The organism is uncultured Ruminococcus sp. (genome assembly GCF_934476685.1).
Taxonomy (GTDB): domain Bacteria; phylum Bacillota; class Clostridia; order Oscillospirales; family Ruminococcaceae; genus Hominimerdicola.
The window spans coordinates 121,309-147,730 of the sequence record NZ_CAKSNX010000001.1; the positions used below are offsets into that span (position 1 = coordinate 121,309).

General features: G+C 43.3%; 17 protein-coding genes. 2 read left to right on the forward strand and 15 right to left on the reverse strand.

Annotated features, from left to right (window positions below):
• Positions 1-50: 50 nt before the first annotated feature.
• The 5 genes from Q0E19_RS00575 to Q0E19_RS00595 all read right to left on the reverse strand — a co-directional run bounded on the left by Q0E19_RS00575 (position 51) and on the right by Q0E19_RS00595 (position 9,109).
• Positions 51-1,898, reverse strand: a complete 1,848-nt coding sequence (locus Q0E19_RS00575) for a CDP-glycerol glycerophosphotransferase family protein (RefSeq protein ID WP_294407004.1) — start codon at positions 1,896-1,898, stop codon at positions 51-53.
• A 19-nt stretch (positions 1,899-1,917) separates the two neighbouring features.
• Positions 1,918-3,111 (reverse strand): CDP-glycerol glycerophosphotransferase family protein, encoded by a 1,194-nt coding sequence (locus tag Q0E19_RS00580; protein ID WP_294406107.1) that lies wholly within the window; start codon positions 3,109-3,111, stop codon positions 1,918-1,920.
• Positions 3,112-3,117: 6 nt separating this feature from the next.
• Entirely contained in the window at positions 3,118-3,660 is a 543-nt protein-coding gene (locus Q0E19_RS00585; protein ID WP_294406110.1) for an NUDIX domain-containing protein, read from the reverse strand.
• A gap of 33 nt (positions 3,661-3,693) precedes the next feature.
• Positions 3,694-6,246, reverse strand: a complete 2,553-nt coding sequence (locus tag Q0E19_RS00590) for a YfhO family protein (protein ID WP_294406112.1) — start codon at positions 6,244-6,246, stop codon at positions 3,694-3,696.
• A gap of 241 nt (positions 6,247-6,487) precedes the next feature.
• Positions 6,488-9,109, reverse strand: coding sequence for a cation-translocating P-type ATPase (locus tag Q0E19_RS00595; protein WP_294406115.1), 2,622 nt, complete (start codon positions 9,107-9,109; stop codon positions 6,488-6,490).
• Between the two features lie 557 nt (positions 9,110-9,666).
• Here Q0E19_RS00595 and Q0E19_RS00600 point away from each other — a divergent pair.
• Entirely contained in the window at positions 9,667-11,100 is a 1,434-nt protein-coding gene (locus tag Q0E19_RS00600; protein ID WP_294406117.1) for a hypothetical protein, read from the forward strand.
• An 80-nt stretch (positions 11,101-11,180) separates the two neighbouring features.
• Here the strand turns inward: Q0E19_RS00600 and cls are convergent, their stop codons facing one another.
• The 4 genes from cls to murC form a co-directional block, all read right to left on the reverse strand.
• The gene (gene cls / locus Q0E19_RS00605) at positions 11,181-12,824 is read right to left on the reverse strand and encodes a cardiolipin synthase (RefSeq protein WP_294406120.1); all 1,644 of its coding nucleotides are present in this window, start codon (positions 12,822-12,824) and stop codon (positions 11,181-11,183) included.
• A gap of 154 nt (positions 12,825-12,978) precedes the next feature.
• Complete coding sequence (locus Q0E19_RS00610) at positions 12,979-13,698, reverse strand: zinc ribbon domain-containing protein (protein ID WP_294406122.1); 720 nt, start codon at positions 13,696-13,698, stop codon at positions 12,979-12,981.
• A 24-nt stretch (positions 13,699-13,722) separates the two neighbouring features.
• Positions 13,723-14,307 carry a transcriptional repressor LexA gene (gene lexA, locus Q0E19_RS00615; RefSeq protein WP_294406126.1) on the reverse strand — a complete coding sequence of 195 codons (585 nt, stop codon included), beginning with the start codon at positions 14,305-14,307 and terminating at the stop codon, positions 13,723-13,725.
• An 18-nt stretch (positions 14,308-14,325) separates the two neighbouring features.
• Positions 14,326-15,762 (reverse strand): UDP-N-acetylmuramate--L-alanine ligase, encoded by a 1,437-nt coding sequence (gene murC / locus Q0E19_RS00620; RefSeq protein WP_294406128.1) that lies wholly within the window; start codon positions 15,760-15,762, stop codon positions 14,326-14,328.
• Positions 15,763-16,026: 264 nt separating this feature from the next.
• Between murC and spoVG the strand changes: the two genes are divergently transcribed.
• Positions 16,027-16,308, forward strand: coding sequence for a septation regulator SpoVG (spoVG, locus tag Q0E19_RS00625; RefSeq protein ID WP_294406130.1), 282 nt, complete (start codon positions 16,027-16,029; stop codon positions 16,306-16,308).
• 789 nt (positions 16,309-17,097) lie between these two features.
• On the opposite strand, the gene Q0E19_RS00630 is transcribed toward spoVG, so the two are convergent.
• The 6 genes from Q0E19_RS00630 to Q0E19_RS00655 form a co-directional block, all read right to left on the reverse strand.
• Positions 17,098-17,730, reverse strand: coding sequence for an orotate phosphoribosyltransferase (locus Q0E19_RS00630; RefSeq protein WP_294406133.1), 633 nt, complete (start codon positions 17,728-17,730; stop codon positions 17,098-17,100).
• Positions 17,731-18,375: 645 nt separating this feature from the next.
• A complete protein-coding gene (locus tag Q0E19_RS00635) occupies positions 18,376-20,673 on the reverse strand; it encodes an exo-alpha-sialidase (protein ID WP_294406134.1) in 2,298 nt (765 codons plus the stop codon).
• Between the two features lie 181 nt (positions 20,674-20,854).
• Entirely contained in the window at positions 20,855-23,065 is a 2,211-nt protein-coding gene (locus tag Q0E19_RS00640; protein ID WP_294407006.1) for an alpha-galactosidase, read from the reverse strand.
• Between the two features lie 290 nt (positions 23,066-23,355).
• Entirely contained in the window at positions 23,356-24,681 is a 1,326-nt protein-coding gene (gene xylA, locus Q0E19_RS00645) for a xylose isomerase (protein ID WP_294406136.1), read from the reverse strand.
• Positions 24,682-24,864: 183 nt separating this feature from the next.
• The gene (locus Q0E19_RS00650; protein WP_294406139.1) at positions 24,865-25,440 is read right to left on the reverse strand and encodes an SseB family protein; all 576 of its coding nucleotides are present in this window, start codon (positions 25,438-25,440) and stop codon (positions 24,865-24,867) included.
• A gap of 20 nt (positions 25,441-25,460) precedes the next feature.
• Positions 25,461-26,414 (reverse strand): glycosyltransferase family 2 protein, encoded by a 954-nt coding sequence (locus Q0E19_RS00655; RefSeq protein WP_294406141.1) that lies wholly within the window; start codon positions 26,412-26,414, stop codon positions 25,461-25,463.
• Positions 26,415-26,422 lie beyond the last annotated feature (8 nt).

Here is a 26,422-nt window from a genome sequence, read left to right on the forward strand (position 1 = left end):
TTATTTCTTTATTATACCACGCTGCGGATACAAATGCAACTATAAAAGCGTTATTCGCCGAGAATAAGCTGGTCGATAACTCTGTCAGTTGACTTCCCGTCAGTATAGGTAAAGTTTTTCTTTATAAAGCCGTCCATCTTCTCGAACTCATAGTCCTTCTTGCGGAGAGCCTCCATAAGCGTATCAAAATTCGAGCATATCTTTCCCGGAACAAGATCCTCATAAGGCTCAAAGAAATCTCTTGTCGCCTCATAGTATCTCTGATCGAAAGCATAGAAAAGCATAGGCTTTTTCAGCAGGGAAGTTTCATATATGATAGAACTGTAATCCGTTATAAGCACGTCGATAATGAACAGTATATCGTTGACCTCACGATATGGGGTAGCGTCGATTATCCTGTCCTTATACTTTTCGGGTATCTCCACTGCACGTCTTACGAACGGGTGGAGCTTTACGATAAGCACAGAATCCGTCTGCTCAAGGAACTCACCGAATGCATTCAGATCAACCTTATCGAATGGGAAGTATGCCGTAACGGCATTGTTTCCTCTGAAAGTCGGGGCATAGAGATATACCGTCTTAGCCGCCTTGCACTGAGGGAACACCTCCAGCATACGCTTTCTTGTTTCCTCCTTGTACTTTTCGTCAAAGAATATATCCGTTCTCGGTATACCCACAGGGTAGAACTTGCTTTCGTCTATGGCAAATCCCTCTGCATTGTGCATAGCGGAATGATAGGAGCTTACAGGAACGTGAGTATAGCATTTATGAACCTTTGTGTTGAATGCAGGAGCGCCCTGCTTTCCAAGACGTTCAAAGCCTACTGCCTTGAACGCACCGCAGGCGTGCCATACCTGAAGTATCTTAACGTCCTTGTCGAAATCAACAAGGTATATATCCGGGTAATAATCGTCCACAAGGATAATATCCGAAGTTGCAAGATAATAAACGAATTTTATCATTGCGGGTATGGACTTTTTCTCTGTGATATTCGCTTTGAAGTCGAAACGGAACTTGAACTTCTTATCCAGTCCCCTTTCAACCATTCTGTCGTATATGACCTTTTCGTTTCCGCCTATCTCTGCTCTTGAACCGCTGGCGAAAAGAATGATATCGCCGTTCTTTTTGGCAAACTTCTTAAAGAATTTGAAAGCTGTTTTAAAGCACCATATTTTAAGTCCGTAAAGGTCACGGATAATGAGCTTTTTCCTGTTTTCAAGTATCTTCTTTGTTCTTATGAAGAATGTCTGTGACGGCTGAGGCGGCTTGTATGTGATATGAAGTCCATACTCAAAGGTATCCATATCAGAAGTCGATACCGCATAGAACAGGTTGTTTGCACCTCTTCTTATCTTGAAATTCATAGGATTATCCGCAGAATCGTTCTCGACAGCGTCTACCCTGTATGATATTACCGCAGGGTATTCGTTGGTCAGCTCCACATTTGACAGGCATTTTCCGTTATCGTCATATGTCTTTTTGCACAGCGTACCGTACATCATAACATAGTCGCATTTATCTGTTGATATCTCAGGCTTGTTCATGCCCTTGTACTTCTTGAATATGCGCAGGCTGTATTCGCCCGTTTCTGGAGGCGCTTCATTGTTTGCGCTCATCATATTCACAGTGATATGAAAATGTGTTCCGTCAAGGTCAAAATGCTGTGCATTGAATTTCAGACGTCTGTCCTGTGTAACAAATCTCGCCCACAAGTCGGGTATCTCATCATCTGAAAAACCTACCAGCTCTCCCTCGATATGAAGAATGACTCTTTTGAACTCTACCCTTGTGAGGGCGGCGAACTTCTTGTTTCGTCCCACAAGGTCCTCCAGAGCGGCAAGTCTTCTTTCATTAGCCTCGATGACCTTTTCTTCATTCTGCTTGTTGATCGTATCCATATAAAGCAAATCACTTTCCTTACTGTTTATTCAAAATATAATCCGCTATCCTGTCGGTAGCTTTGCCGTCACAAGCCCCCATAAATCTTTTTCTGAATCTATCCGCTCTCTCGGAATAATCCGTTTTTGCAGCCTCCGAGATAAGCTCAGAAAGCCTGCCGCCGTCTTCTGCGATACCGCCTGGCAGAAAGCTTTCGTCATAGCTGTAATAAAACCCTCTTGCGTCATAATAATCCGCCAGATCAAAGGCATAGAATATCATCGGTCTGCGCATAAGGGAATATTCAAATATCACCGAAGAGTAGTCTGTTATGAGCATATCAGCTGTTACAATAAGCTGATCTATGCCCATATCCTCTGTCACGTCTGCGGCAAAATCCATACAGTCAGAGGGGATATCCCACTGCTTTTTCACAAAGCCGTGACGTTTGATGAGCAGCACAAAATCACTGCCGAACTTCTCCCTCAGCGCCCTTATATGAAGCTTTTCGGGGATATATGCCCTGCTGGGCTGTCCACGGAACGTAGGGGCATAGAGTATGACCTTTCTGCCCTTTCTTCCTCCTGTGAGCCGCTTTTCAAGCACCTCGTCCAGTCTTTTCTGCGCATTCAGTATATTCTGCTCTTTGAAATAGAAATCCGTCCTTGAAACGCCCATTGCCTTTACGCAGTCTGCGTTGTCTTTAAGACCGAAAGCCTCCCTGTATGCCCATATACATTCCTCAGAACTTACTGGGCAGAGGGTATAGCTTGTGTGGGCAGGATATTTTTCCTGCTCCCTGCGGCTTTCGCCGAAAGTTCCCTCGGCGGAGCTTAGTCCCCATTTCTTGAATGCTCCGCAGGCGTGCCACGTCTGAATGACCTTTGTTTCCTTACGAAATCTGAACGCACCGAAAAGGTTGCAGCTTTCGTTTATAAGTACAGCGCCTGCATTGCCCATTTCTGCGCACAGTTTTGCATATTTCCACAGATAACCCATTCCGCCCGAAATATTGTTCACGGCGAAAAGCTGCGGCTTTATGCCCTGAGTATTCTCAAGCCTTTGGTAGATATATCTGAAATTATCCGTCAGCTTGTCGGATCTTATCTCGGCGAATATCACCTTGCCTTTATCGCATTTTCTCAGAGCGGATATCTTATATACCGCAGGATAAACGATCTTAAAGGCTGTGAACTTCACCACGCTTTTCAGCAGCTTTGCAGCACCTGCCATAGGGTATTACTTTTCTCCTTTGAGTTTTATATAGGTCTTTATTATGGCAAGCTGAGTTTTTGAATCGGGCAGCTCGTTGTTCATTACCATTTCAAAAGCCTTTTCAAGAGGTATCTTCTTTACGTCAAGGAACTCGCCCTCGTCAAGATGCTGCTCGCCGAAGGAAAGTCCTCTTGCAAGATACATATGAATGACCTCTGTATCATAAGCCACCGTAGGATAAAGGCAGCCGAGGTATTCAAAGCTTTCAGCCTCTGCGCCGATCTCCTCTTTAAGCTCTCTTATGCCGCATTCTCTGTGGTTCTCGCCGAATTCAAGCTTGCCCGCAGGTATCTCCATAAGTGCTGTGTGGAAAGGATATCTGAACTGCTCCACAAAGTACACGTTCTCATCCTCGTCCACAGCGGCAATGCATACTCCGCCCGGGTGCTTTATCCATTCTCTGCCTGTCTTATAGCCGTTATCCAGCTCGACCTCGTCCTTATAAAGCTTTACGACCTTTCCGTCGTAGATAAGCTGCGAATCCAGCTGCTTTTCATTCTGTACCATTATTTTCAGCCTTTCTTAACCGTTTTATTCAGATCATTCAGCGTCCTTTTCACTGCTGTCTGTATCTGATATCTTCTTATCATTATTATTTTCTTTATTCTTTTCGCTATTTTCGCCGTCTTTTTTGCTATCTTTCTTTTTCTTGTTGTTTTTATCCTTTCTGTCCTCGCCATCGCCCTCGACAGGCTCTTTTTCGTCCTTTTTATAGTGCCAGAACATAACATAAGCAAAGAGGGATACAAAGCCAACGCCTGTGATTATCATACCGTACTTTATACCATAAGTTTCATAATGGAAGCTTATCTCGCTTGTACCGGCAGGACAAAGCACAGCCATAAAGCCGTAATCTACCTTTTCGATCTCAACGTCCTCGCCGTTGACCTGTGCGCTCCAGCCCTTGTCATATGGTACGCTGAAGAACACAAGCTTTGAGGAATCGAGAGTTATCTCTGCGTCAAAGCCGTTTGTGTCATAGCTGAACTTGTCACAGCTCTCAGCCTTTCTGTCTGCACAGTTCTGAGCATAGTTATCCTCAGAATAATCCTGACCTGTGAACTTATAGTAGCTTATAACGTCCTTGTACTTCTGTATCTGCTTTCCGTCAAGAACCAGTGCTTTCATAAGCATCTGAGTCTTTTCTACTTCCTGAGCGGACTTTATATCAGAATCTGTGATACAGTAGTCATAGGCAAATCCCATAGGGATATAGTTTTCATTTTCGTATACATTGAATCCGTTCTGAGTATCAACATAATTAAAGCCTTTAAGACCGTTTATGTTCATTGGAGTCTGAACTGTCTGCGAACCGTTTCTTTCAGCCTCGGAAAGCTCGTTGAAGTAATATTTTACAGAGAAAAGACTTCTCAGCGGATAAAGCTTTGTTTCCATTCTTGACGCAACATCTCTTGTCTGATCTATCGCATCATAGAACTCCATGATAGATGTTGAAACTACGCTGTGGAAGCATCTCATTGAAGAGAGATCCCAGAACATACACCAGTTATCAACATTTTCAGAGGTATCTATTCTGTAAAAGTTATTTGTTTTGCTGTAATTTTCAGATGAGGCTTCAAGCTTGTCCATATCTATATTATCGCCGCCATTAATGGCACGTTCGATATAGTCGGGGTTTTCAGAACCCTGTGCAACGCCGTAAAGCACCGAAGATGTGTTGCAGATTATGCAGGCAGCCGCCGTCATAGCTGCGGCAGTTTTCATATAGTTTATCTTCTTTTCAGCAACCACATAGATAAGTACGCCCAGCATAACAAGCATAAGTATAGTTACGATCGCCTGAATATAATAAAGCTCGATATATGCAGGAACTTTTCCGTAAACGGTAACACCGTTTTCCTGTGTCGGGAGAAGTCCTACGCCGATAAAGAACAGTGCGACCACTACGCATGGGATAAATCCCTTTTTAAGATCGTCCCTGTTGTCAGAAAGCACCTTTGCGGTCATCATACACATAAGCAGGATAGGCATATAGTACCATCTTGCATAATATGATGCATTAAAGAGGACAAATGTTGAGTTCAGCACAGGGATACAAGCCATTATGCCGAACACGATCATTGCCCAAGAAGCCCAGTTTTTCTTCTTTGTTCTCATATAAGCGATAACGCCCGCCATAGAGAACATCGGGAGATAGCCTGCCAGTGAAGCCCATCTTGCATTGTCTGAGCTGAGGATATTTATTCTTGCAGGCATATCTGAAAGCATGAAGAATGCCTGTATTATTCTTGGTATTCTTACATTTTCGCCGTAGAACACAAGATCCTTGCCGAAAAGTCTTTCGTTTACACGATAGTTTGAAAGGACTTCAAGAACGCTCGGCAGCAGCAGCGTAGCAGAGATCATAACGCCGATAACAGCCTCAAGTATGAGCAGACCGAACTTCTTCATATCTATATTGAAATCCTTGTCTATGCATCTGAGGAAGAAGTAGATAACAAGGAAAACAGCGTCGCAGACAAAGAAGAAGTAGCTTATGGTAGCGCATATTGCCACCGCAACGGCAAACGGACCTTTCTTGTTATCCTGAACGAGCATTTCAAATCCCAGCAGCATGAGCGGGAAGAAAGCCGTTGCGTCGTGGAAGTGGTTAAAGAACACGTTATATGTCTGAAATCCCGAAAAGGCATAAAGCAGAGCGCCGATAAAGCTTGCGTTCACGTCCTTTGCGAAACGTCTTATGTAAGCGTATGCGCAAACAGCCGCAACGGCGGTCTTTAACGAAAGCAGCCACGGCATAAGATAGACCGTTGCGCCCTTTGGGAAAAGGGTAGTCAGCCAGAAGAAAGGCGAACCGAGAAGATAGAACGAGTATGAACCCACAAAGCTCGAACCCAGATCCGTTCCCCAGTCCCATGCAAGGTTTCCGTCCTTGACCATTTCCTGAGCGTGCTTATAGAACATAAGCTGCTGAGAATTAAAATCTCCGTAATAAAGGAAAATGCCCTTATTTACGATAAGCGACGGAATGAAGCATATCAGCATTCCCGCAAAAGCGACAATAAACAGCAGCAGATATTTTTCTTTCTGCTTCTGTTCACCATTTTTCAGATAGGGTGATCGTTTAAACATTTTTATGGCATACCTGCAAAAAAAGAGTGCAGGTATATCCTCCTTTCAATATTTTTCCTTTTAATGCGTTCTACTATACATCTCTGCAAAGCCGCATAATATGCTCTTTATACGGCAATAAACAGTTATACATAATGTATTATAGCACAACAAAAGTCCGTATGCAAGGCTTTTTAAACAATTTTATTGAAAGGGCATAAAAAATGCAGCTTGGATATCCAAACCGCATTTTCATATTTTATCAGTTCTTTTTTCTGCCGAAATAAACCGCATTCACAAGCTGTATCACCAGCATAGAGCCAAAGCTGAGTGCATAGAGCCATACATACTGCATACCTGTAAGTTCTGCCACCTTGAAAAGCTCCTTGATTGGAGGAACGAAAAGCACAAGGTTAAGGAAGAGCATTCCTGCGAGGAAAGCAAGTATGCCGAATTTATTGTTGAACATTTCCTTCGAGAAGATGACAGCCTTATCCTTTTTGCAGGAGAAGCCGTGGAAAAGTCTTGCGGAACAGAGTGTTGCAAATGCCATTGTCATGCCGACTGCTGCCTTTGCGTCGCCGTTCATACCAAAGCCGCCGTTTCCGATAAGGAATGAGCAGATCGTGGCAATGCCTATCACAAGTCCGTAAACGCCTATCTTGCCCATAAATGCTTTTGTGAGGATAGATTCGTTCGCATTTCTCGGCTTGTTTCTCATAACGTCCTCAGAGTGAGGTTCAAGTCCCAGCGCAATAGCAGGGAGAGAGTCAGTAAGAAGATTTATAAACAGCAGGTGGATAGCTGCGAAAGGTACAGGCAGTCCGAGGAGGGAGTTGAAAAGCACCACAAGGATACCTGCGAAATTTCCCGAAAGAAGGAACATTATTGCTTTCTTTATGTTCTCATAAATATTTCTGCCGTTCTTTATTGCCTTTACGATAGTGGCAAAGTTATCGTCCGCAAGCACCATTGACGCTGCGTCCTTTGATACCTCTGTACCTGTTATTCCCATTGCCACGCCTACGTCAGCCTGTTTGAGGGCAGGAGCGTCGTTTACTCCGTCGCCTGTCATGGAAACTATGCAGCCGTTTGCCTGCCAAGCCTTTACGATCCTTATCTTATGCTCAGGTGTAACTCTTGCATAAACAGCCTTATCCCTTACGAACTCAACAAGCTCTTCATCTGAATACTGGTCAAGGACAGAACCCTCAACAGCCTTTGAGCTTTCATCAAGTATGCCTATCTCCCTTGCGATAGCCGAGGCTGTAACAATATGGTCGCCCGTTATCATAACCGGTTTTATGCCCGCTTTTCTGCATTCTGCAACGGCAGCCTTTGATTCTTCTCTCGGAGGGTCCATCATTGCGATAAGACCAAGGAACTGGTAGCCGTTCTCATCATTTACGTCAAGCTGCTCGCCGTCAAACTCTCTGCAAACGAAAGCGAGTATACGCAGACCTTTTTCCGAAAGCTCTGCCGCACATTCTGTAATACGTTTCTTTTCATCATCGTCAGCATTTATCCTGTCTATAAGGACATCGACTGCGCCCTTTGTGTACATGATATTTCTGCCGTCGATATTGTGGAGAGTGGACATAAGCTTTCTGTCGGAATCGAAAGGTATCTCGGAAATTCGCTTTATATCCGCTCTTACCTTTTCGGGGTCAAGACCAAGCTTGAATCCGAAGTTTATGAGGGCGGTTTCTGTCGGGTCGCCTATTTCAACGCCGTCATGGCAGCTTGAATCGTTGCAGAGTATCATAGCTCTGAGCATCTGCTTTATGACAGGATCGTTTTTATCCTCATCATCAACTGCGTCGGTGTCGATTATCCTGCCGTTTGCCATTATCTTTCTTACGGTCATTTTGTTTTGAGTGAGAGTACCTGTTTTATCCGAACAGATAACCGACACGCTGCCCAGACCTTCAACAGCCTGCAGCTTTCTCATAATGGCATTTTCCTTTGCCATTTTCTGCGTACCAAAGCTGAGAACGATAGTAACGATAGAACTCAGTGCCTCAGGTATAGCGGCAACTGCAAGAGCGACAGCGAACATAAATGAGTTCATTATGCTGTCCTTATTTATAACGTCAACGTTTATAAGGCTGAGTGCAAATACCACTGCGCATATGATAAGTATGCCCATAGAAAGCTTTTTGCCGAAATCGTCAAGAGTTTTCTGAAGAGGAGTTTTTCTCTCAGATGCATTCTGGATAAGTGAGGCTATCTTTCCGACCTCTGTATCCATACCTGTTTCGGTAACGAGCATTTTTCCTCTTCCGTATGTGACGAAAGAGCCTGAATATACCATATTCGTTCTCTCCGCAAGCGGTTTTTCGCCCGATATCTCGCAAAGCTCTTTCTGAACGTTAAGGCTTTCGCCAGTAAGTGCAGATTCGTTCACCTGAACAGAGGCACATTCGATAAGACGTCCGTCACCGCAGACCTGATCGCCTGCTTCAAGGATAAGTATATCACCTACCGCAACGTCCTCAGCAGGAATGACCACCTTTTCGCCGTTTCGCACAGCCTTTGCGGTCGGAGCAGAGAGCTGTTTAAGATTGCTGAGTGATTTATCCGCCTTGACAGTCTGAACTGTGCCGAGTATAGAATTCATTGTAATAACAAAGAGTATTACCGCACAGCTTTCAGCGTCTTTCATAAATGCAGACACAACAGCTGCGGCAATAAGGATAAGCACAAGGAAATCCTTGAACTGTTCGAGGAAAATGAGCCACACGGGTTTCTTTTTCCCTTCGGAGATGATATTCTTTCCGTACTTCTCCAGATTTTTCTGGGCCTGCTGTGTAGACAGACCCTCAGGACATGACGAAAGCTCGTCATATACCTCGCTTAGTTTTTTCTGATACTGATTAGTCATAACTTAACAGATCCTTTTCGTACATATTTTTTTCTCTCTTATTTTTATATAAGTGTACCCCGCTAAAAAAAAATTTCACGCTCCTCTCTGTGGGAAGTGTGAAATACTGACAATAAAAAACGAGCTCTCTTACTGGCAAAACTGCACACTTATCACGCAATTTTCTCAGTAAAAGTCTCGCCGTTTAGATATGAAGCGGGTCAGCAACTTTTAAAGCAGCTAACCGTACTGACGCAAGCATAAACGAACGGTAAAACCGCCGCCGGCTACTCTCTTTTACCCGATTATTATAACAGATTTAATATAATTTGTCAATAGAAATTGAAAATTTTATTTGATTTATATTTAGACTCTTGCTTAATTTATCATTATCCACAATAGCTAATTAAAATTAATCATATTTAATATGTAAAAAGCTAATTGCCACATTTGTGCAGATATTGTATAATTAAATTATTGAAATATTTTATACTATGATATTATAGGAATATTATGGGCATAATATTTTCAGTTTTTTCAACAAACGCATAAAAATAAAAATTATGGAGGAAAACAAAATGTTTAAGAAAATATTTGCAGGAATTCTGGCTGTATCTGCTGTTTTCGGTTCTGCTTTGTCAGCATCTGCGGCATCTTCTGACGATATTAATCTCAGCAATGACTATATCGGTCTGTTCGTTGACAAATCAGATGGCAATTTCTCACTGGGTACAGTAAAGGGCAACCCTGACATTGAATCTGACGATAATAAAAATCTGCTTTACAGATACACAAACGAGCGAGCAACATCTTACTGCTCATACGTTATCGACGGCAAGGCAACTACATTCTCATCAGCTTCCGACACTCCTTCCGAGGACAATCTTTCAACTTCTGCTGAATTGACAGACGGAAATATCACTGTTATCAGAACACTTTCTATCGTAGACAATATTTCCACAAACAGAGCTGACGTTCTCAAGGTGGAGCTTACTATAATAAACAATGACGACGTTTCACACACAGCAGGCGGAAGGATCATGCTCGACACAATGCTGGCAGGAAACGATGCAGCACCTTTTAGAGTTCCCGGCGTAGGCGCAGTTGCTTCTGAAATGGAATTTGAGGGTGATGATATCCCGACATTCTGGCAGGCATTCGACAGCTTCTATGATCCGGGCGTTACCTCACAGGGAACATTCATCAAGAGCGGTTATCTCCGTCCTGACAAGGTTCAGTTCGCTGACTGGTGGCACGTTAGAAGTGACGAAAACAACTGGGATTACACCATAATACCTGACTATTCATACCATGACAGCGCAGTTACTATAAACTGGTATGAAAAGGAACTTGCAGCAGGCGAGTCAAGAACATACACAACATTCTACGGTATGTCTGAGTTCTCTTCTGAGTCAAACGCTTCTCTTGCACTGAACGCATACTGCGACAAGGAAGTATCTTTCAATGATGATGAGGACAGCGACGAAGTATTTGCACCATTCGATGTAACAGCTTATATGAACTGCTCTGAGGCTAACCTCAACAACGCTTATCTTAAGATCACTCTCCCCGAGGGAATGACTCTTGCAGACGGCGAAAGCGATACTGTTGATTTTGCATACATAAGCAACCTCAGCGACGTTCAGACACTTTGGAAGGTAAATACAGACGCTTCTGTACCTGCAGGTGACTACACTATCACTGTTACAGCAGGAGCAGATATGGTTGACTCAGTTTCAACAGATCTGACTATCACAGTTCCTGAGCATGAGATGCCTGCACCTGATCCGGAGCCACAGCCTGATCCTTCTTCATCAGAGCCTTCATCTGAATCATCTTCAGAATCAAAGGCTGACTCTTCATCTGACTCAAAGGCAGATACAAGCAGCAAGGCAAACACAAAGGTAAACACATCTTCAAGTGAGAATCCGACCACAGGAGCAGCAGCAGGATTTGCAGCAGCATCTGTCGGACTTGCAGCAGTTATCGTTACAAAGCGCAAGTCAAAGTAAAAAAGCCTGATCTAAACCTCATATAACGAAAAACGCACGATCTTTATTATCGTGCGTTTTTTCATATCATATTGATCTTATCAAAGCAGCGGTGCGAACATTCTCAGTATAACTGAGGCAAATCTGCTGAAAAAGCTTATCTTCCTGCAATCCTCCGCCGTTATCATATGGCATTTGTTTTCAAAGAGATCATCAAAATCTGCTCTTATATCCTTTATGCACTCGGTATCATACATATATGTTGCACATTCAAAATGCAGATAAAGGCTTCTGTAATCAAGATTTATCGTTCCGACAACAGCCTTTTTATCGTCCGACAGAAAGTTCTTTGCGTGGATAAATCCAGGGGTATATTCATACACCTTTACGCCAATGGCAAGCAGGTCACGGTAATATGATTTCGTTATGCAGTGGATATACCACTTGTCCGGAATATGTGGAGTGATTATCCTTACGTCCACACCCGATTTCGCCGCAAGCTCCAGCGCTGTCATCATCTCATTGTCGGGGATAAAATACGGGGTGGTTATATAAACATAATCCTGTGCATTGTTTATCATATCCATATAAACAAGCTTTCCAACGTCCTCATCGTCGAGCGGTGAATCCGAATATGGGATAACATAACCCTTGCAGCGGCGGACTTCATCTGTGCTTTTCGGTCTGTACATATCATACTGTGCGGTATCGCCCGAAATGACCTCCCACATTTGCAGGAACATCATTGTATAGTTCCATACCGCCTCGCCCTTTATCATAACGGCTGTGTCCTTCCAATGACCGAACCTTATTCTTCTGTTTATGTACTCGTCGGCAAGATTTATACCGCCGTTGAATGCAACCTTTCCGTCCACAACAAGTATCTTTCTGTGATCTCTGTTGTTCTGTATGGTGGACATCATAGGGTGGAACCTATTGAAGATAAGGCACTTTATGCCGTTTTTTCTCAGCTTTTTCAGATCCTTTGAGGGGAGAGTGAACTGCGAACCCATTCCGTCGCAGAGAAATCTTATCTCCACTCCCGCCTTTACCTTTTCAAGCAGTATCTCCATTATCTGCGACCACATTTCGCCCTCGTCAACAATGAAATACTCCATAAAGATAAAATCCTCAGCCTTTTTAAGCTCCCTTATCATAGCCTCGAACTTGTATTCTCCCAGCGGATAATACTCTGCCCCCTCGCATCTGTACGCAGGGTAGCCTGCACGGTCATCTATATATGTGCAGAGTTTATAAAGAGTTGAATCCTCTTCCTTTACCGCTTTCATTACCTCCTTATCAGTAGGCAGGAAAGCTCTTGTATTTGCACATTTCTTTGCGTATGCGTTGCGCACCTTTCGTGTGCCGGGTTGGTTTTTCAGCAGTATATACACCACCGTAGTGAACACAGGCAGCACAAGCATAGGGATTATCCAGGTCAGCTTATACGCAGGATTTTCATTCGTATTGAGTATTGATATCGCCAGCACAATGGCAATGGTGGAGAACACAACATGGATATATGTATAATGCTCGCTCAGCTGAGTAAAGGTTATAAATATCAGCACGAACTGAAGCACAAGGAGCAGAATGATAGTCGCTTTCTGTGAGAATATCACATTGAGCAGGGTTTTCGGCTTTCTTTTATACGGTTCTCTCTGTTTTCTTTCCTTCGGTATTTTTTCAGTTTTTTCTATTTTGTCTTTATTTTCTTTCTTTAATTTTTTCTCCGTTTTTTCGTCCATAACTTCCTCCTATACTAAAGCGGCATTCCTTTGGCTTTATCAGCCGCCTGTATAAATTAAAGTATATATAAAGAACATTAATTGAACTTAAACTGGCGGAGCAGCCTGCCTTTGCCTGCTGCGTCCGCCAGAGATATTCAGATTAGGATACACACTACTGGGTAACCATTTTTTCCGACATGAACATTCCCAATACATACTGCGGCATTATCTTTTCGCTGTCTATCTTTTTGCCGTCTATGGTAAGGGTCAGAACTGCCGTCTGACCTTCTGATTTTCCGAAAGTCATCTCATATTCTCCGCCGTCCTGAGCCGTTCCCTTATATGTCACACAGTTGCCTTTAAGTTCATAGCTCCATTTTCCGTCGGTAAAATAATTATCGAAAGCGTCGCCGTAGTTTTCACTTGTAAGCTTCATTCCCTCGCCCAGCTTGAAATCATATGACGCAGATTTTACCATCATAACTCTTGCAAAACCGAATGCGGCATAGAGTATGAACAGCACCAACGCAATTTTTATCAGCAGCTTCACCACAGGTATTATCCTGCTCCTGTGCTTTTCCTTTCCGCTGCTTTCGTTTGTTACGAACGGTACTTTCTGTTTCGACTGCTTTACAGGATCGTAGTTTTCGTCTACCCTGCGTCTTGGTCCGTTTCCGTACTTGTCGTCCGCATATTTCATCTGTTTTGCGGAACGTGTTGCTGCATATGTTGTCCTTGCAGTATTTTTTGCACCAGGTGTCATTCCCTGCGGTCCGCCGAAATTGCTGAACTGATTGCCGTTAAGCTGCTCTGAGGGTGCGACCTTTCCGCAGTTTGTGCAGATCTTTGCCCCTTCTTTCATTGCAGCGCCGCAGTATACGCATTTTTTCATTGTCTTTCCTTTCTGTTATAAAGCCTATATGTATCTTATAACGCCCACGACCTTGCCCAGTATATCCACGCTGTCAACTATGATAGGATCCATTGTGTCATTCTCAGGCTGAAGTCTGAAATGGCCGTCCTCCTTATAAAAGGTCTTTACTGTTGCGGAATCGCCGTCTACGAGCGCAACCACTATCTCGCCGTTTTCAGCATAGGGAGTCTGCTCCACAACAACTATATCCCCGTCAAGGATAGCTGCATTTATCATAGATTCTCCCCTTACCTTGAGGGCGAAAAGCGGATTTGAATAATTCCTTGCAGGCTGAAAATTTATATACTCGCTGACATACTCGATAGCCGTTATAGGTGTTCCCGCAGTTACCGTTCCAACAAGGGGTATCCTCATACCTGCCGAACCCACAAGGCGTATCGCTCTGTTCTGCTTTGAGCCTTTTTCAAGAAAACCCTTTTCAGTCAGCGAATTTATATATCTGTGAGCTGTTGAGGTGGACTTGAACCCGAACTCAGAACAGATTTCTCTGACAGTAGGGGGATAACCCTCCTCCACACGCTGCTTTATAAATTCAAAGACCTTTCGCTCGTTTTCGGTTATCTTCATAGCAATCCCTTTCAAAATTTACTGTTTCTGTTCTTTCTCGTGAAGCCTTTTTGCGAGCTTTTTAGCAAGCTTATAGACATCTCCGCAGCCGAGAGTTATAACAAGATCTCCCTCTGCGCAGTTTTTCATTATATAGTCGATGCACATATCAAAGTTCTTTTCCTTCTGCTGAGCGGTCTGCTTATCCACTATCTCATGAGGAGTTTCAAACCACACTGCATTTGAAGTCTTTGTGCCGAGCATCTCGGTATAGATACCATGGGTATTCTTCTCTCTGCTGCCCATAATATCGGTGATAACGGAAATATCAGCAATGGAGAGTGCAGAGGCGAAATCGTCCATAAGTATCTCTGTTCTTGAATATGTGAAAGGCTGGAAAACTGCCCACACACGCTTGAAATCAAGGCTCTTTGCGGCTTTGAGCGTACACTCTATCTCCTTTGGGTGATGAGCATAGTCGTCCGCAATGGTAACTCCCATAACTTCATCTATCTTCTGGAAACGTCTTATAGCGCCATGGAAATCTGCAAGACCGGCTGCAATGCTGTCCCAGTCAAGACCTGAATATCTTGCAGCAGCGCAGGCAGCAAGAGCGTTAAGCACATTATGATCTCCCGGAACATTTATAGTCATATCCCTTACAGGAGCGCCCTTATAGTAAAGGGTGAAAACTGTCTGCAAGCCTTTCTTACTCTTTATTGAGGCTGAATAATCGTTGCTTCTGTCCCAGCCGAAAGATATAAGCTTCTTTCCGCCGTCTATTCCGTCAACGGCTTTAAGTGTATTTTCATCATCGCCATTATATATAACAGCCTTTGATGCCATAGAGGCAAACTTATTAAAGCTCTTGATTATATTTTCTATATTCTTGAAATACTCAAGATGATCTGCGTCAACATTAAGTATGACCGCAACATCGGGGTGAAGTTTAAGGAAATGATCCTCGAACTCGCAGGACTCGCAGACCATAGTCTGTGTTGAGCCAGCCTTGCCAGAACCGCCTATGCTTGGCAGCTTTCCGCCGATAACGCAGGAGATATCCACATCTGAGGAAACAAATACCTGTGTGAGCATAGAAGATGTAGTTGTCTTTCCGTGAGTTCCACAGACGCAGAGAGCGTTGTCATACCAGCTTGTAACAAGTCCAAGTATATCCGCTCTTTCGCAGACATATGCGCCGCTGTTCTTTGCGGCGATAAGCTCAGGGTTATCCGCCATAATTGCGGCAGTATAAATAATAAGGTCTGCGCCCTCAATATTCTCGGCTTTCTGACCGAGGTAAACTGTGATGCCCATTTTTCTAACGGCGTCAAGAGTTTCAGTTTCGTTATTATCCGAACCTGTGATAAAATAACCCTTTGAGTGGAATATCTGTACCAGCGGATACATACCCGATCCGCCTATTCCGATAAAATGGACGTGTTTTATATTCTTTAAAATTTCATCAGAGATCATAGGTGTTGTCCTCTTTTCCAAACGCTGATGGTCAGCGGTTCAATATAGTAAAAGTAAATAAAAGTAATAATATAATATGCAAAAAATGCATAGTGATAACTTTATAGTTATTTTTATTATAATACATTTTTTCAAAAAAATAAACCCCTTTTTGAATATTTTTTTATCAAATGGCAAGAATTTTTAATAAGATCATCTTTTTAACACAACAAATCCGAAAAGTGCAAAAAAGATATCTTAAATCTACACAGGAGCTGACCATATATGAACATCACAGAAGTAAAGATACGCAAGATAATGAACGAGGGAAAGCTGAGGGGAATAGTCAGCGTTACATTCGACAACATTTTCGCCGTACACGACATCAAAATAATACAGGGGGACAGCAGGCTTTTCGTAGCCATGCCCAGCAGACGTGACGAGAGCGGAGTTTTCAGAGATATCGTACACCCCATAACGTCCTCAGCACGAAATCAGATAGAAGAAAAGATACTTGATACATTTGCGCAGGAACAAACCGTTCATGAGCAGATGAAATATAACTGAACAGCATAAAAACAGGCGGTATTCTGACCGCCTGTTATACTTTATAAATTAAATTTTGGGTTACATATCTTTGCACACAAAAGAGGCGACCAAAAGTCGCCCCTACGAAATATCAAACATTTAAAAGCCGAGATAAAACCTTATCAAAGTTGGTTTTAGAAAAAGCCAGCACTCTGTTTCTTCCGAGTGTCCCGAACCGAGCCGTCCGCCCGAGGACGTGCAAGGGGCAAGCCCTTGCAGGGGAATTTGTGCGGTAGGCAAGTAAGGGGCAGCCCTCTATCGCAGGGCTTGCCCCTCTTTGAAAACAGTCCGCTGGACTATTTTCAAATTCACCCTATGCGGAGCTCCTCCGATGGGGATTTCGCTCCTGCGGGAGCGACAAAGGGGCGCTGCCCCCTTTGAGCCCCTGAAAGCCCTTTTGAAAAAGGGCTTTAGCCTAAAACTTGCTTTGTGCAGTTGATAGTTTGTGATTGCTTTTGCTTTGTTTGGTATTTAAAGTTTGCTGCTTATAAGCTGGGTTATTTCCGTGTATAAAAAGAGGCGACCAAAAGTCGCCCCTACGAAACATCAAACATTTAAAAACCAAGATAAGACCTTATCAAAGTCGGTTTTAGGAAAAGTCATATCTCTGTTTCTTCCGAGCTCAAAGTAAAAGCCCCGACCGCCGACAGCGAGCTAGTCGAGCGTAGCGAATCGAGCCGTCCGCCCGAGGACTCTTCCGAGCGCAAAATGAAAAGTTCGGACAGCAGACAGCGAGTTTACGAGCGTAGCGTAATGGCCCGTCCGGCCTTAGGACAGTTTGGAGTAGCCGAAGCTGTTGATGAGTGCATCTACTTTCTGTCCTGCTTTGCACATCGGGCATTCGCTGGCTGCGTAGTTCTCATAGTTCGGCAGATCCTTTTCTGTGAACAGTGCGTGTATCTCTATTCCGTTGGATTCCTTTATCGCCGAGAATATAGAGCCTATGCCTACAAGCTTTCCGTTGTAATACTGCAAACAGTCTATGGCTCTGTTTATGCTCTTACCTGTGGAGGCTGATGAAATAAGCAGAAGTACACGCTTGCCCCATATCTTCTTCTGGGTGTTGTCCCTGAATATCATCTGATTTACTGCGTTCAGCTCAGGTGTAACTACGTTTATGTCAGCACCGCTGTTTATTCCGCCCTGCGCAAGATAGTCCGCAAGAAATGCACCAAGTATCTCCGTTCCCTCAAGACAGATTATCGTGTCGATGTGCGTTCCTGTGTATGTGTTTCCAAGCTCCGCAGCAGCATCCTTTGCCATTTTAAGGCTTGTCTTTATAGATGTCATAGCAACATAATAATTAACGTGAGAGTGGTTCGTTGCGTAGTGTCCGGGAATGACCCCTATACATACCTTCTTGTTTTTTCTTGACTGTATGGTCTGCATACGTTCTTCCATGATTTATGCCTCCTGTTATGTTAAAATTATTGAAAAATGTTTATAAAAAATATGAACGTTTTTTATGTATTGGTTATTATATCACATTTCTATTCAAATTGCAATAACTTTTTTAATAAATTTGTACATAAATATTTGTGCATTTAGACTATAACTGAAAAAATTATGCCTTTTCCTCTGTTTTCGCTCAATTTACAGCAATAAATTTACATAAAAATATGATTGTGAACAAATTACAAACGGTTAAAAAACGGTAACAAGAATATTTTTGGACAGTTGAATTCAACAGTTGAATTCTTTGATTATTGTTGAAAACTCTGTTGAAACTGTTAAAAAGTCACGCTTTTCCCCTAATATCAGCTGTTGAAATGTTGAAAACTTTTTCAACAATCAACAGCTGTCCTTTTTTTGCCCCTTGTGTGTAACCGTAGCGTAACTATTTTGTTACAACGCTTATCCAAAAAAACGTACTCAACAAAGCGATATTTAGACAAATTATTATTTGATTTGTAATTTCCGTGTAAGCTTTGTTTTCCATATCAAACTTGTAAGATCTATAAAATTATAAAAGAAAAGAGCGTCAACACCTCTCGTCGGTGCTGACCGCCCTTCTCAATATGCTATATACTCAGCTTGCTGTGCAAATTATTCTGCAACATCGCCTCTGATGATTCCTCTGCCGTTGGTTGAAATGTAAACTCTGCCGTATGTCTTAGGGTCGCCTGAGATGACCTTGTTTACATTGCCCCACTTGTGAGCATCATCATTTATTCTTCTCCAGCTTGCGCCCTTGTCCTCGGAAATGTAAACGCCGTAGCCTTCGCCGTTTGCGTCACCAAGCATATAGAGAGCCATATAGTCGCCGTCGTTCTTTGCCTTGCCGAAGCCGAGAGCGTCGCACTCATCAACTTCCTTGCAGGTGTTTGTAAGCTCGCCTGTGGCTGTGTCAAGAAGATATACTCCGCCGCTGCCTACTGCAAGCCAGAGATCTCCCTCTGTGTCTGTGCAAGCCTGCATTGTGAAGTTTGTCACCAGCATACTTGTTACCTGACTGAATGACTGACCTCTGTCCTCACTCATATAGATAACTCCGTCAAATGCAGCGTAGAACTTTTCAGGGTTCACCTTGTCCGTTTCGATCATAGAACCGGCTGGGATATCCTCGCACTTTGTCCATGTCTTGCCGAAATCATTTGTTACAAATACTCCTGCGCCTGCTGTTCCAGACTGATACAAAATAGTTTTTCCGTCTGCTGAAAGCTTTACAGAACCGCCTGCCTTTGCGTCAACACCCTCAGGCAGAGTTTCAACAGCCTGCCATGTATCGGCTGCGTCTGTTGAATAGTATACCGTACCCGAATCTGCGTCAGTGGCTCTTACAACGATATTGTAATCCTGTGATGCACAGTCGATGTCAGTGGACTTAAAGTCGCCGTAATGCTCCTTTGGTGCAACGTCAGCGTCCTGATGCTTAAATCCGTAAATATCTCCCATAATGGAATAAAGGTCAGGTGCATTTTCATCATTTGCGTTCGGTGAAACGAAATCGAATATAGCAGTTTCCTCTATGCCCATTGCTCTTACTTCAAGATTTATAGGCTCTTCCTTTGCCTTTGTGAGATTTGTTGTGCCGAAGATAGTTGCGCCTGTGCCGTACATTATCTCATCAGGGTTGAATGGGTTTATTGCCACACCTGTCATCCACCAGCCCGGTTTGAGCTGTCCCTGCCAGTCGAGCCATTCGCTTGAACTTATGTCGATAGTGTAATTGTTCTGCGGGTCGCCGTTCTCATCATCTGCCCATATGCCTGTCCAGCTTTCACCGCCGTCAAAGCTTACGAACACGTTGTCAACCACTGCCCAAAGGTCAAGTGTTTCGCAGACGATCATCTTAGGATCGTTAGGGTTTACGGAAATTCCGTTGTATCCGCAGGTATAAACTGTGTCAGGGGTTATCTCCGTCCACTCGTTCGTCTTGATGTCAAGCTTCTGTATAGCGCCGTCAGATGCGTTGCTCGGACCTATCTTATATGACCATGAAGTATAAAGATATCCGTCTGAGGAAACCTCTCCCTGAACAGGCTTTAATCTTGAATTATCACCCGTTGTAATAGCGGTAGGGTTCTCTATCTCTGTCCATGTCTTTCCTGCATCGTCTGAACGATAGATATAGTTGCCCTTTGAGGCAGCTGCGCCGACAAAGATAGTTTTTGTTGCCTCGCCCTTTTCTGAGCTTGACTTATCGAATGCAACAAAGGTAAGTCCCTGAGAATAACCTTCCTCAGTATAACCGCCCTTTGTCGGGAACTCTGTTACCTCTGCCCATGTTCTGCCGTAATCTTCAGATTTCCATAGTCCGTCTGCTCTCGAACCGAAATAGATTATGGAGTTGTCGTTAGGATCGACCTGAAGTCTTTCTCCTGCACCTCTTCCAACTTCATTTCCGCCGCAGCCGAAAGGCAGCTCATATATTCCCCAGTTTTCACCGTAATCATCGGAGTAGAATATCGCTCCGTTTGATGTTGAATATGTACCTGCTGCGATATAAACTCTGTTAGGTTCAACAGGGTCTGTGGCAATGCTTTCGATGCCCATATAGTTCCAATCATCACCGCCGATAAAATCTGTTATACACTCCCAGCGGTTAGTTTCCTTATTGAGCTTATATGCGCCGCCGATATCTGTACGGCAGTACACTAATCCCTCTTCGGTAGGGTTATAAACTATATTCGGCACAAATCCTCCGCCGACTATCTCAACATTTCCCCATTCCCAGCCTGTATCCTTTTTTTCGCCGTTATAATAGGTCTGCTCGGCAGATGAACTGTCTGAACCCGATTTTGAACTGCTGTCCTTTTTGTCGGAGCTGTCAGAACAGCCTGCAAAGGCTGATACAGTCATAAGGCAGGCGCAGCTTAGTGCGATCAGCTTTTTTACTTTCATACCATTCTCCTTGTTCAAGTTATGTATTCGTTTACATTTTCATTGTGCATAAAGGCGGATATCCTTATCCGCCTTTATGTCATATTAAGCTTACAGTTATATTTTACTTTATTTAGATGTCAATATTAAATATAATTTTTAACGAACTTATAAACTTTCAGTTTCGTAAGCTTTATTTCTTTTATTTCTTTATATAGTGAAGTATCTTTGAAGCATAGTCGCCGTAAAGTCCGTCGCCGTTCCAGATCTTAGCTATATTTATACCTGCGTTCATAAGAGCAGAACCGGAGATAAGCTTATCCGGTTCGCTTTCCTCATAGTAGAAAGCGTCAGCTTCAAGTCCCTTAAGCTTTATTCTTCTTGAACGCTCGTTAGGTCTGCCCATTACCTGAACAAACTCAAAGAGAGCCTCGCTCTTATCCTTTGAAACGAACATCCATGCGTCCCATGTGTTGTCCTCGAACATATTGCCTATTCTGTAATGGTCGCCTGTTCTTACAAGGGTATTGAACTTTCTGAACTCCTCAATCTGACCTGGGATAGCGTCCCTGTCCTCCTGAGGTATCTTTGTTACGTCAAGCTCATAGCCGAAAGTGCCGACCATAGCAACATGACCTCTTGTCTTGAACGGTGTGTTTCTGCCGACTGTGTGGTTAGGGCAGTCTGAAACGTGTGCGCCCATAGCAGAGCATGGATAGCACATTGAAGTACCATGCTGTATTTTAAGTCTTTCGATAGCGTCTGTATCGTCTGAACACCAGATCTGCGGTGAATAGTAAAGCATACCCGGGTCAAATCTTGCTCCGCCGCCTGAACAGTTTTCAAGAAGGATATGTGGATAATCTGTTGTCAGTCTGTTCATAAGGTCATAAACGCCGAGAACATATCTATGCCAAAGCTCTCTCTGTCTTTCCTTAGGCAGGAAGTTTGAGCCGACCTCTGTGAGCTGTCTGTTCATATCCCACTTTATATACTCGATATTTGCTGAATCAAGTATATTTCTCATCATGGAGTAAACGTAATCTCTTACTTCCTTCTGTGAGTAGTCGAGAACATACTGCTCTCTGCAAAGTGTGAGCGGTCTGCCCTTTACCTGTATAGCCCAGTCAGGGTGCTTTTTATAAAGCTCTGAATCAGGTGATATCATCTCAGGCTCGAACCAGATACCGAACTTCATACCCAGCTTATTTACCTCGTCAACAAGGTGCTTTAAGCCGCCGTTTATCTTCTTTTCATAAACGAACCAGTCGCCCAGTGAAGAGTTATCCGCATCTCTGTGGCCGAACCAGCCATCGTCCATTACGAGCATTTCGATACCCAGCTTTGAAGCCTCTCTTGCGATGTCGATAAGCTTATCTGTATTGAAGTTGAAATATGTTGCTTCCCAGTTGTTGATGAGGATAGGACGTCTTTTATCCTTGTACTCACCTCTGATAAGGTTCTCTCTGTACAGATCGTGGAATGTTCTTGACATCTTGCCAAGACCTTCGTCAGAGTGTACCATAACTACCTCAGGAGCGGTGAAAACTTCGCCGCTTTCAAGCAGCCATTCAAAGTCAAGAGGATTTATACCCATAAGGAAACGAGTTTTCTTATGCTGTGTTACCTCAGCCTGTGCAAAGAAGTTGCCTGAATAAACAAGGTTGAAAGCGAAAACCTCTCCGCTGTCCTCATCAGCCTTATGCTCGCAGAGTGCAACGAAAGGATTGTTCTGATGTGATGACTCACCCTTGCATGAATCTACCAGCTGCTTAGCGTGGTGGAGTCTGCATCTTTCAACAGCTCTTTCTCTTGCCCATGAGCCGTTGAGTGTTATCATATCGAACTCGTGGGTATCGAAATCAACGCAGGCAGAAAGCGCTCTTGTAAGCTTTACAGGGTTTTCGCCGTAGTTTTTGAAGTTTACCGAACGTGTGATAACGTCCAGATCGTCAAAAGCGGTGTAGATGAGAGTAGCCTCAATGCAGGCATACTTATCTCTCATTGTTATCTCAAGAGTTTCAGCCCCGCTCTTTTCTGTTGCGAAAGTAGCAGGAAGTCCCTCAAGGGCAGGCTTGCCCTTATATATCTTATGTGAAACATATCTCAGATCGCAGGTAGACATACCGTTGATATCCATTATCATCATAGCAGGCTCTCTGTAATCGCCAAGACCGAAACATGGATACTCGAACGGGAGTGAATCCATAAAGCTTGCTCTGTCCCTGTCATTTGTTGCAGGGGTGAATGGGCTTTCGTCAAGTCTGAGGAGGTATGTAAGATCCTCGTCGCAGACTTTCTTTCCGTAATAAACGTGAGCGAGATAGCCTTCCTCGATCACCTGAAGCATATAGTCTGTATCCTTTGCTCTGAGCTTAAAGGTTTTTGACTGTTCATTATATGTAATACTTATGATAACCAGCTCCTTTTATAAAATTAATCTTAGCATTAAAATATGAACATTTTATTTCTATTTAACACTAAACAATATTATATCATAAACTTAGAATATTGCAAGAGATTAAACGTTTACAGAGTGAATTTTTATTTGTTAATTTTTTATGTACGTTTAAATATACGAACTTGCCGCCGCATGATCCGACCGCTTATGACCGCAAAAGGCGGTTTTATACATAAATATTTGAACCTCAGTATTAAAAAAGCAGCCGGATATTTCCGACTGCTTTCATTCTGATTATAATATTAGAGGTTGAACATTACCTGATTTACAACGCTTTCGAGATATTCCTGTCTGCCGCTTGTAAGTGAATCTGTTACCTCGCCCTTTTCGAGAGCATACTTTTCAAGGTCAGCCATACCTACCTTGCCTGCGATGATATCAGCACCGATACCGCTGTTCCATGATGCATATCTGTCATCAACGAACTTGTCTATTCTGCCGTCCTCGATAAGCTTAGCAGCTGCCTTAAGACCGAGAGCGAAAGTATCCATACCTGCGATATAGCTGAGGAAGATATCTTCATGTGTGAATGAACCTCTTCTTGCCTTTGCGTCGAAGTTAAGACCGCCGTTTGTGAAACCGCCTGCCTTAAGAACTTCATACATACAAAGTGTTGCATCGTAAGCATTTGTTGGGAACTGGTCTGTATCCCAGCCGAGGAGCGGGTCGCCCTGGTTTGCGTCGATAGAACCGAATACGCCGTTATCTCTTGCAACTCTCAGCTCGTGCTGGAAAGTATGCTGAGCAAGTGTAGCGTGGTTAGCCTCGATGTTCATCTTGAAATCCTTATCAAGGCCGTACTTTCTCAGGAATCCGAGAACAGTAGCTGTATCGAAGTCATACTGATGCTTTGTTGGCTCCTTTGGCTTTGGCTCGATATAGAAGTCGCCTGTATAGCCGATAGAACGTGCATAGTCAACAGTCATCTTCATAAGTCTTGCCATATTGTCCTGCTCAAGAGCCATATTTGTGTTGAGAAGAGTTTCATAGCCTTCTCTTCCGCCCCAGAATACATAACCCTGACCACCGAGTCTTACTGTGCTGTCAACAGCCTTCTTGATCTGAGCTGCTGCATAAGCGAAAACGTCAGCTGAAGGAGCTGTGCCTGCGCCGTGCATATATCTTGGGTGATCGAAGCACTTAGCTGTACCCCAGAGAAGCTTCTTTGTTGGATCAGCCTTCATCTTCTCCTCGATATAGTCGATTACTTCATCGAACTTAGCATTTGTTTCAGCGAGTGTGCCGTACTCAGGAGAGATATCTCTGTCGTGATAGCAGAAATAGTCGATAGAGAGCTTGTCCATGATCTCAAAAGCAGCGTCTACCTTAGCCTTTGCTCTTGCAGCTGGGTCGCTCTCGCCCCATGTTTTATCTGTTGTGCCGCAGCCGAACATATCTGTTCCGTCGCCGCCCATTGTATGCCACCATGAAAGTGCGAACTTGAGCTGCTCTCTCATTGTCTTGCCCATTACAACCTCATCAGGATCGTAATATTTGAAAGCCAGCGGATTTGTGCTGTTTGTACCCTCGAACTTGATCTTAGGGATATCCTTGAAAAATTCAGCCATATATATAACCTCCATAAAATTAGTATCGTAAAACGATTACACTATAATAATACACCAAATGAGGGAGGTTTGTCAACAGTTTTTTTATAGATTTCGCTTGATATTCAAATCTTTACATATTGCAAAATTTCATAAAAAAGAGCCGCATTTTCACACGGCTCTCTGTAAACATATTTTACTTTATTAATTGTTCTCCTCAGCTGAAGAAACAGTGATGTTAGGAGCAGCGTTCTCAGCGCCCTCTGCATTTTCAGCTTCCTTAGCAGCCTTTGCAGCCTCTTCTCTCTGCTTTCTTACATTGATGAGAGTCTGCTTGATAGAAGCGAGCATCTCCTTTGTGAAAGGAAGATTCTGACCGAAAGGATTTATAACGAATCCCTTTACGTTAGGAGTATTCTCTGTAAGACCTGCGATATCAGGGAACTTCATTGCGAAAGGTCTGTAAGGTCTGTCTGTCTTGATCTTCTTCAGCTCTGTTTCATCTGTGAAAACAGGGAAGTATGATCCTCTTTCCTTATGGTTGATAAGAATGAACTTTGCTGTCTGCTTATCCTGAAACTTTACATGGTTGTCAGCGTCAGCAACAAGCTCTGTATTCTTTTCAACAACAGCAGGGATAAGGAAAGTGCATCTGAGGGCAATGTTTATTACCTTATTCTGTGTTTCCGGACAGAAATTCTCTCTCATTGCCTTGATAGCCTCTACGAGGGCTGTGTTATCCATTTTATTCTGGTTGTTCTGGTTATTCTGCTCTGCCATTATTTTCTACTCCTTTATGATTAATTTTCTTCTTCGAGATTCTTTTCAATTATAAATTTAGGACGAGCCTTTGTTTCAAGATAGATCTTTCCGATATACTCGCCGATAATTCCGATCGCAAGCAGCTGAAGTCCGCCTATTGCCCATACTGATGTGATAGTAGACGCCCAGCCTCTAACTGTGCTGCCCACTGCCCATGTGATGAGGAAATAGAGGAGCATAATAAGAGATACAAGGAAAACAATGATACCGATAGTTGTGATAAATCTTATAGGCTTTACCGACAGAGAGGTTATTCCCTCAACGGCAAAGGATATCATCTTTTTCAGCGGATACTTTGACTCGCCTGCAACTCTTTCATTTCTTACATATGTAACGATATCGCTCTTATATCCCACCATTGGAACAAGTCCTCTGAGGAAGAGGTTTACTTCCTTGAATTCAGCGAGAGCCTCTACTGCACGCTTTGACATAAGTCTGTAATCTGCGTGGTTATATGTGATCTCAACGCCCATTTTTTCAAGTATCTTATAGTAAGCCTGAGCTGTATTTCTCTTGAAAGCGGTATCCTTTTCTCTTGATGAGCGGACTCCGTAAACAATATCGCAGCCTTCTGCTCTCTTTTCAAGGAAACCGTCTATGGCATTTATATCGTCCTGAAGGTCAGCGTCCATTGAAACGATTATATCAGCATAGTTCTTTGCAGTCATAAGTCCTGCAAGGAGCGCATTCTGATGGCCCTTATTTCTTGACAGCTTTACTCCTGTGAACATATCGCTCATTGAATTGAGCTGGCTGATTATCTGCCATGTCTTATCCTTTGAGCCGTCGTCAACGAACATTACCTTACTTTTCGGGCTTATCTTTCCCGCAGCGGTAAGTGCGTCCATTTTCTTCATTATCTCCTTTGCTGTTATAGGGAGCATTTCCTCCTCATTGTAGCATGGGATAACAATATACATTATTTCTGCCATTTTTGTCA

Bases quoted from the DNA above. Each gene is read 5' to 3' on its own strand.
- Q0E19_RS00595 (WP_294406115.1), bottom strand. From the start codon at position 9,109: ATGACTAATCAGTATCAGAAAAAACTAAGCGAGGTATATGACGAGCTT.
- xylA (WP_294406136.1), bottom strand. From the start codon at position 24,681: ATGGCTGAATTTTTCAAGGATATCCCTAAGATCAAGTTCGAGGGTACA.
- lexA (WP_294406126.1), bottom strand. From the start codon at position 14,307: ATGAAGATAACCGAAAACGAGCGAAAGGTCTTTGAATTTATAAAGCAG.
- Q0E19_RS00650 (WP_294406139.1), bottom strand. From the start codon at position 25,440: ATGGCAGAGCAGAATAACCAGAACAACCAGAATAAAATGGATAACACA.
- Q0E19_RS00635 (WP_294406134.1), bottom strand. From the start codon at position 20,673: ATGAAAGTAAAAAAGCTGATCGCACTAAGCTGCGCCTGCCTTATGACT.
- Q0E19_RS00610 (WP_294406122.1), bottom strand. From the start codon at position 13,698: ATGAAAAAATGCGTATACTGCGGCGCTGCAATGAAAGAAGGGGCAAAG.
- Q0E19_RS00600 (WP_294406117.1), top strand. From the start codon at position 9,667: ATGTTTAAGAAAATATTTGCAGGAATTCTGGCTGTATCTGCTGTTTTC.
- murC (WP_294406128.1), bottom strand. From the start codon at position 15,762: ATGATCTCTGATGAAATTTTAAAGAATATAAAACACGTCCATTTTATC.
- Q0E19_RS00630 (WP_294406133.1), bottom strand. From the start codon at position 17,730: ATGGAAGAACGTATGCAGACCATACAGTCAAGAAAAAACAAGAAGGTA.
- Q0E19_RS00585 (WP_294406110.1), bottom strand. From the start codon at position 3,660: ATGGTACAGAATGAAAAGCAGCTGGATTCGCAGCTTATCTACGACGGA.
- Q0E19_RS00580 (WP_294406107.1), bottom strand. From the start codon at position 3,111: ATGGCAGGTGCTGCAAAGCTGCTGAAAAGCGTGGTGAAGTTCACAGCC.
- Q0E19_RS00575 (WP_294407004.1), bottom strand. From the start codon at position 1,898: ATGGATACGATCAACAAGCAGAATGAAGAAAAGGTCATCGAGGCTAAT.
- spoVG (WP_294406130.1), top strand. From the start codon at position 16,027: ATGAACATCACAGAAGTAAAGATACGCAAGATAATGAACGAGGGAAAG.
- Q0E19_RS00655 (WP_294406141.1), bottom strand. From the start codon at position 26,414: ATGGCAGAAATAATGTATATTGTTATCCCATGCTACAATGAGGAGGAA.
- Q0E19_RS00590 (WP_294406112.1), bottom strand. From the start codon at position 6,246: ATGTTTAAACGATCACCCTATCTGAAAAATGGTGAACAGAAGCAGAAA.
- cls (WP_294406120.1), bottom strand. From the start codon at position 12,824: ATGGACGAAAAAACGGAGAAAAAATTAAAGAAAGAAAATAAAGACAAA.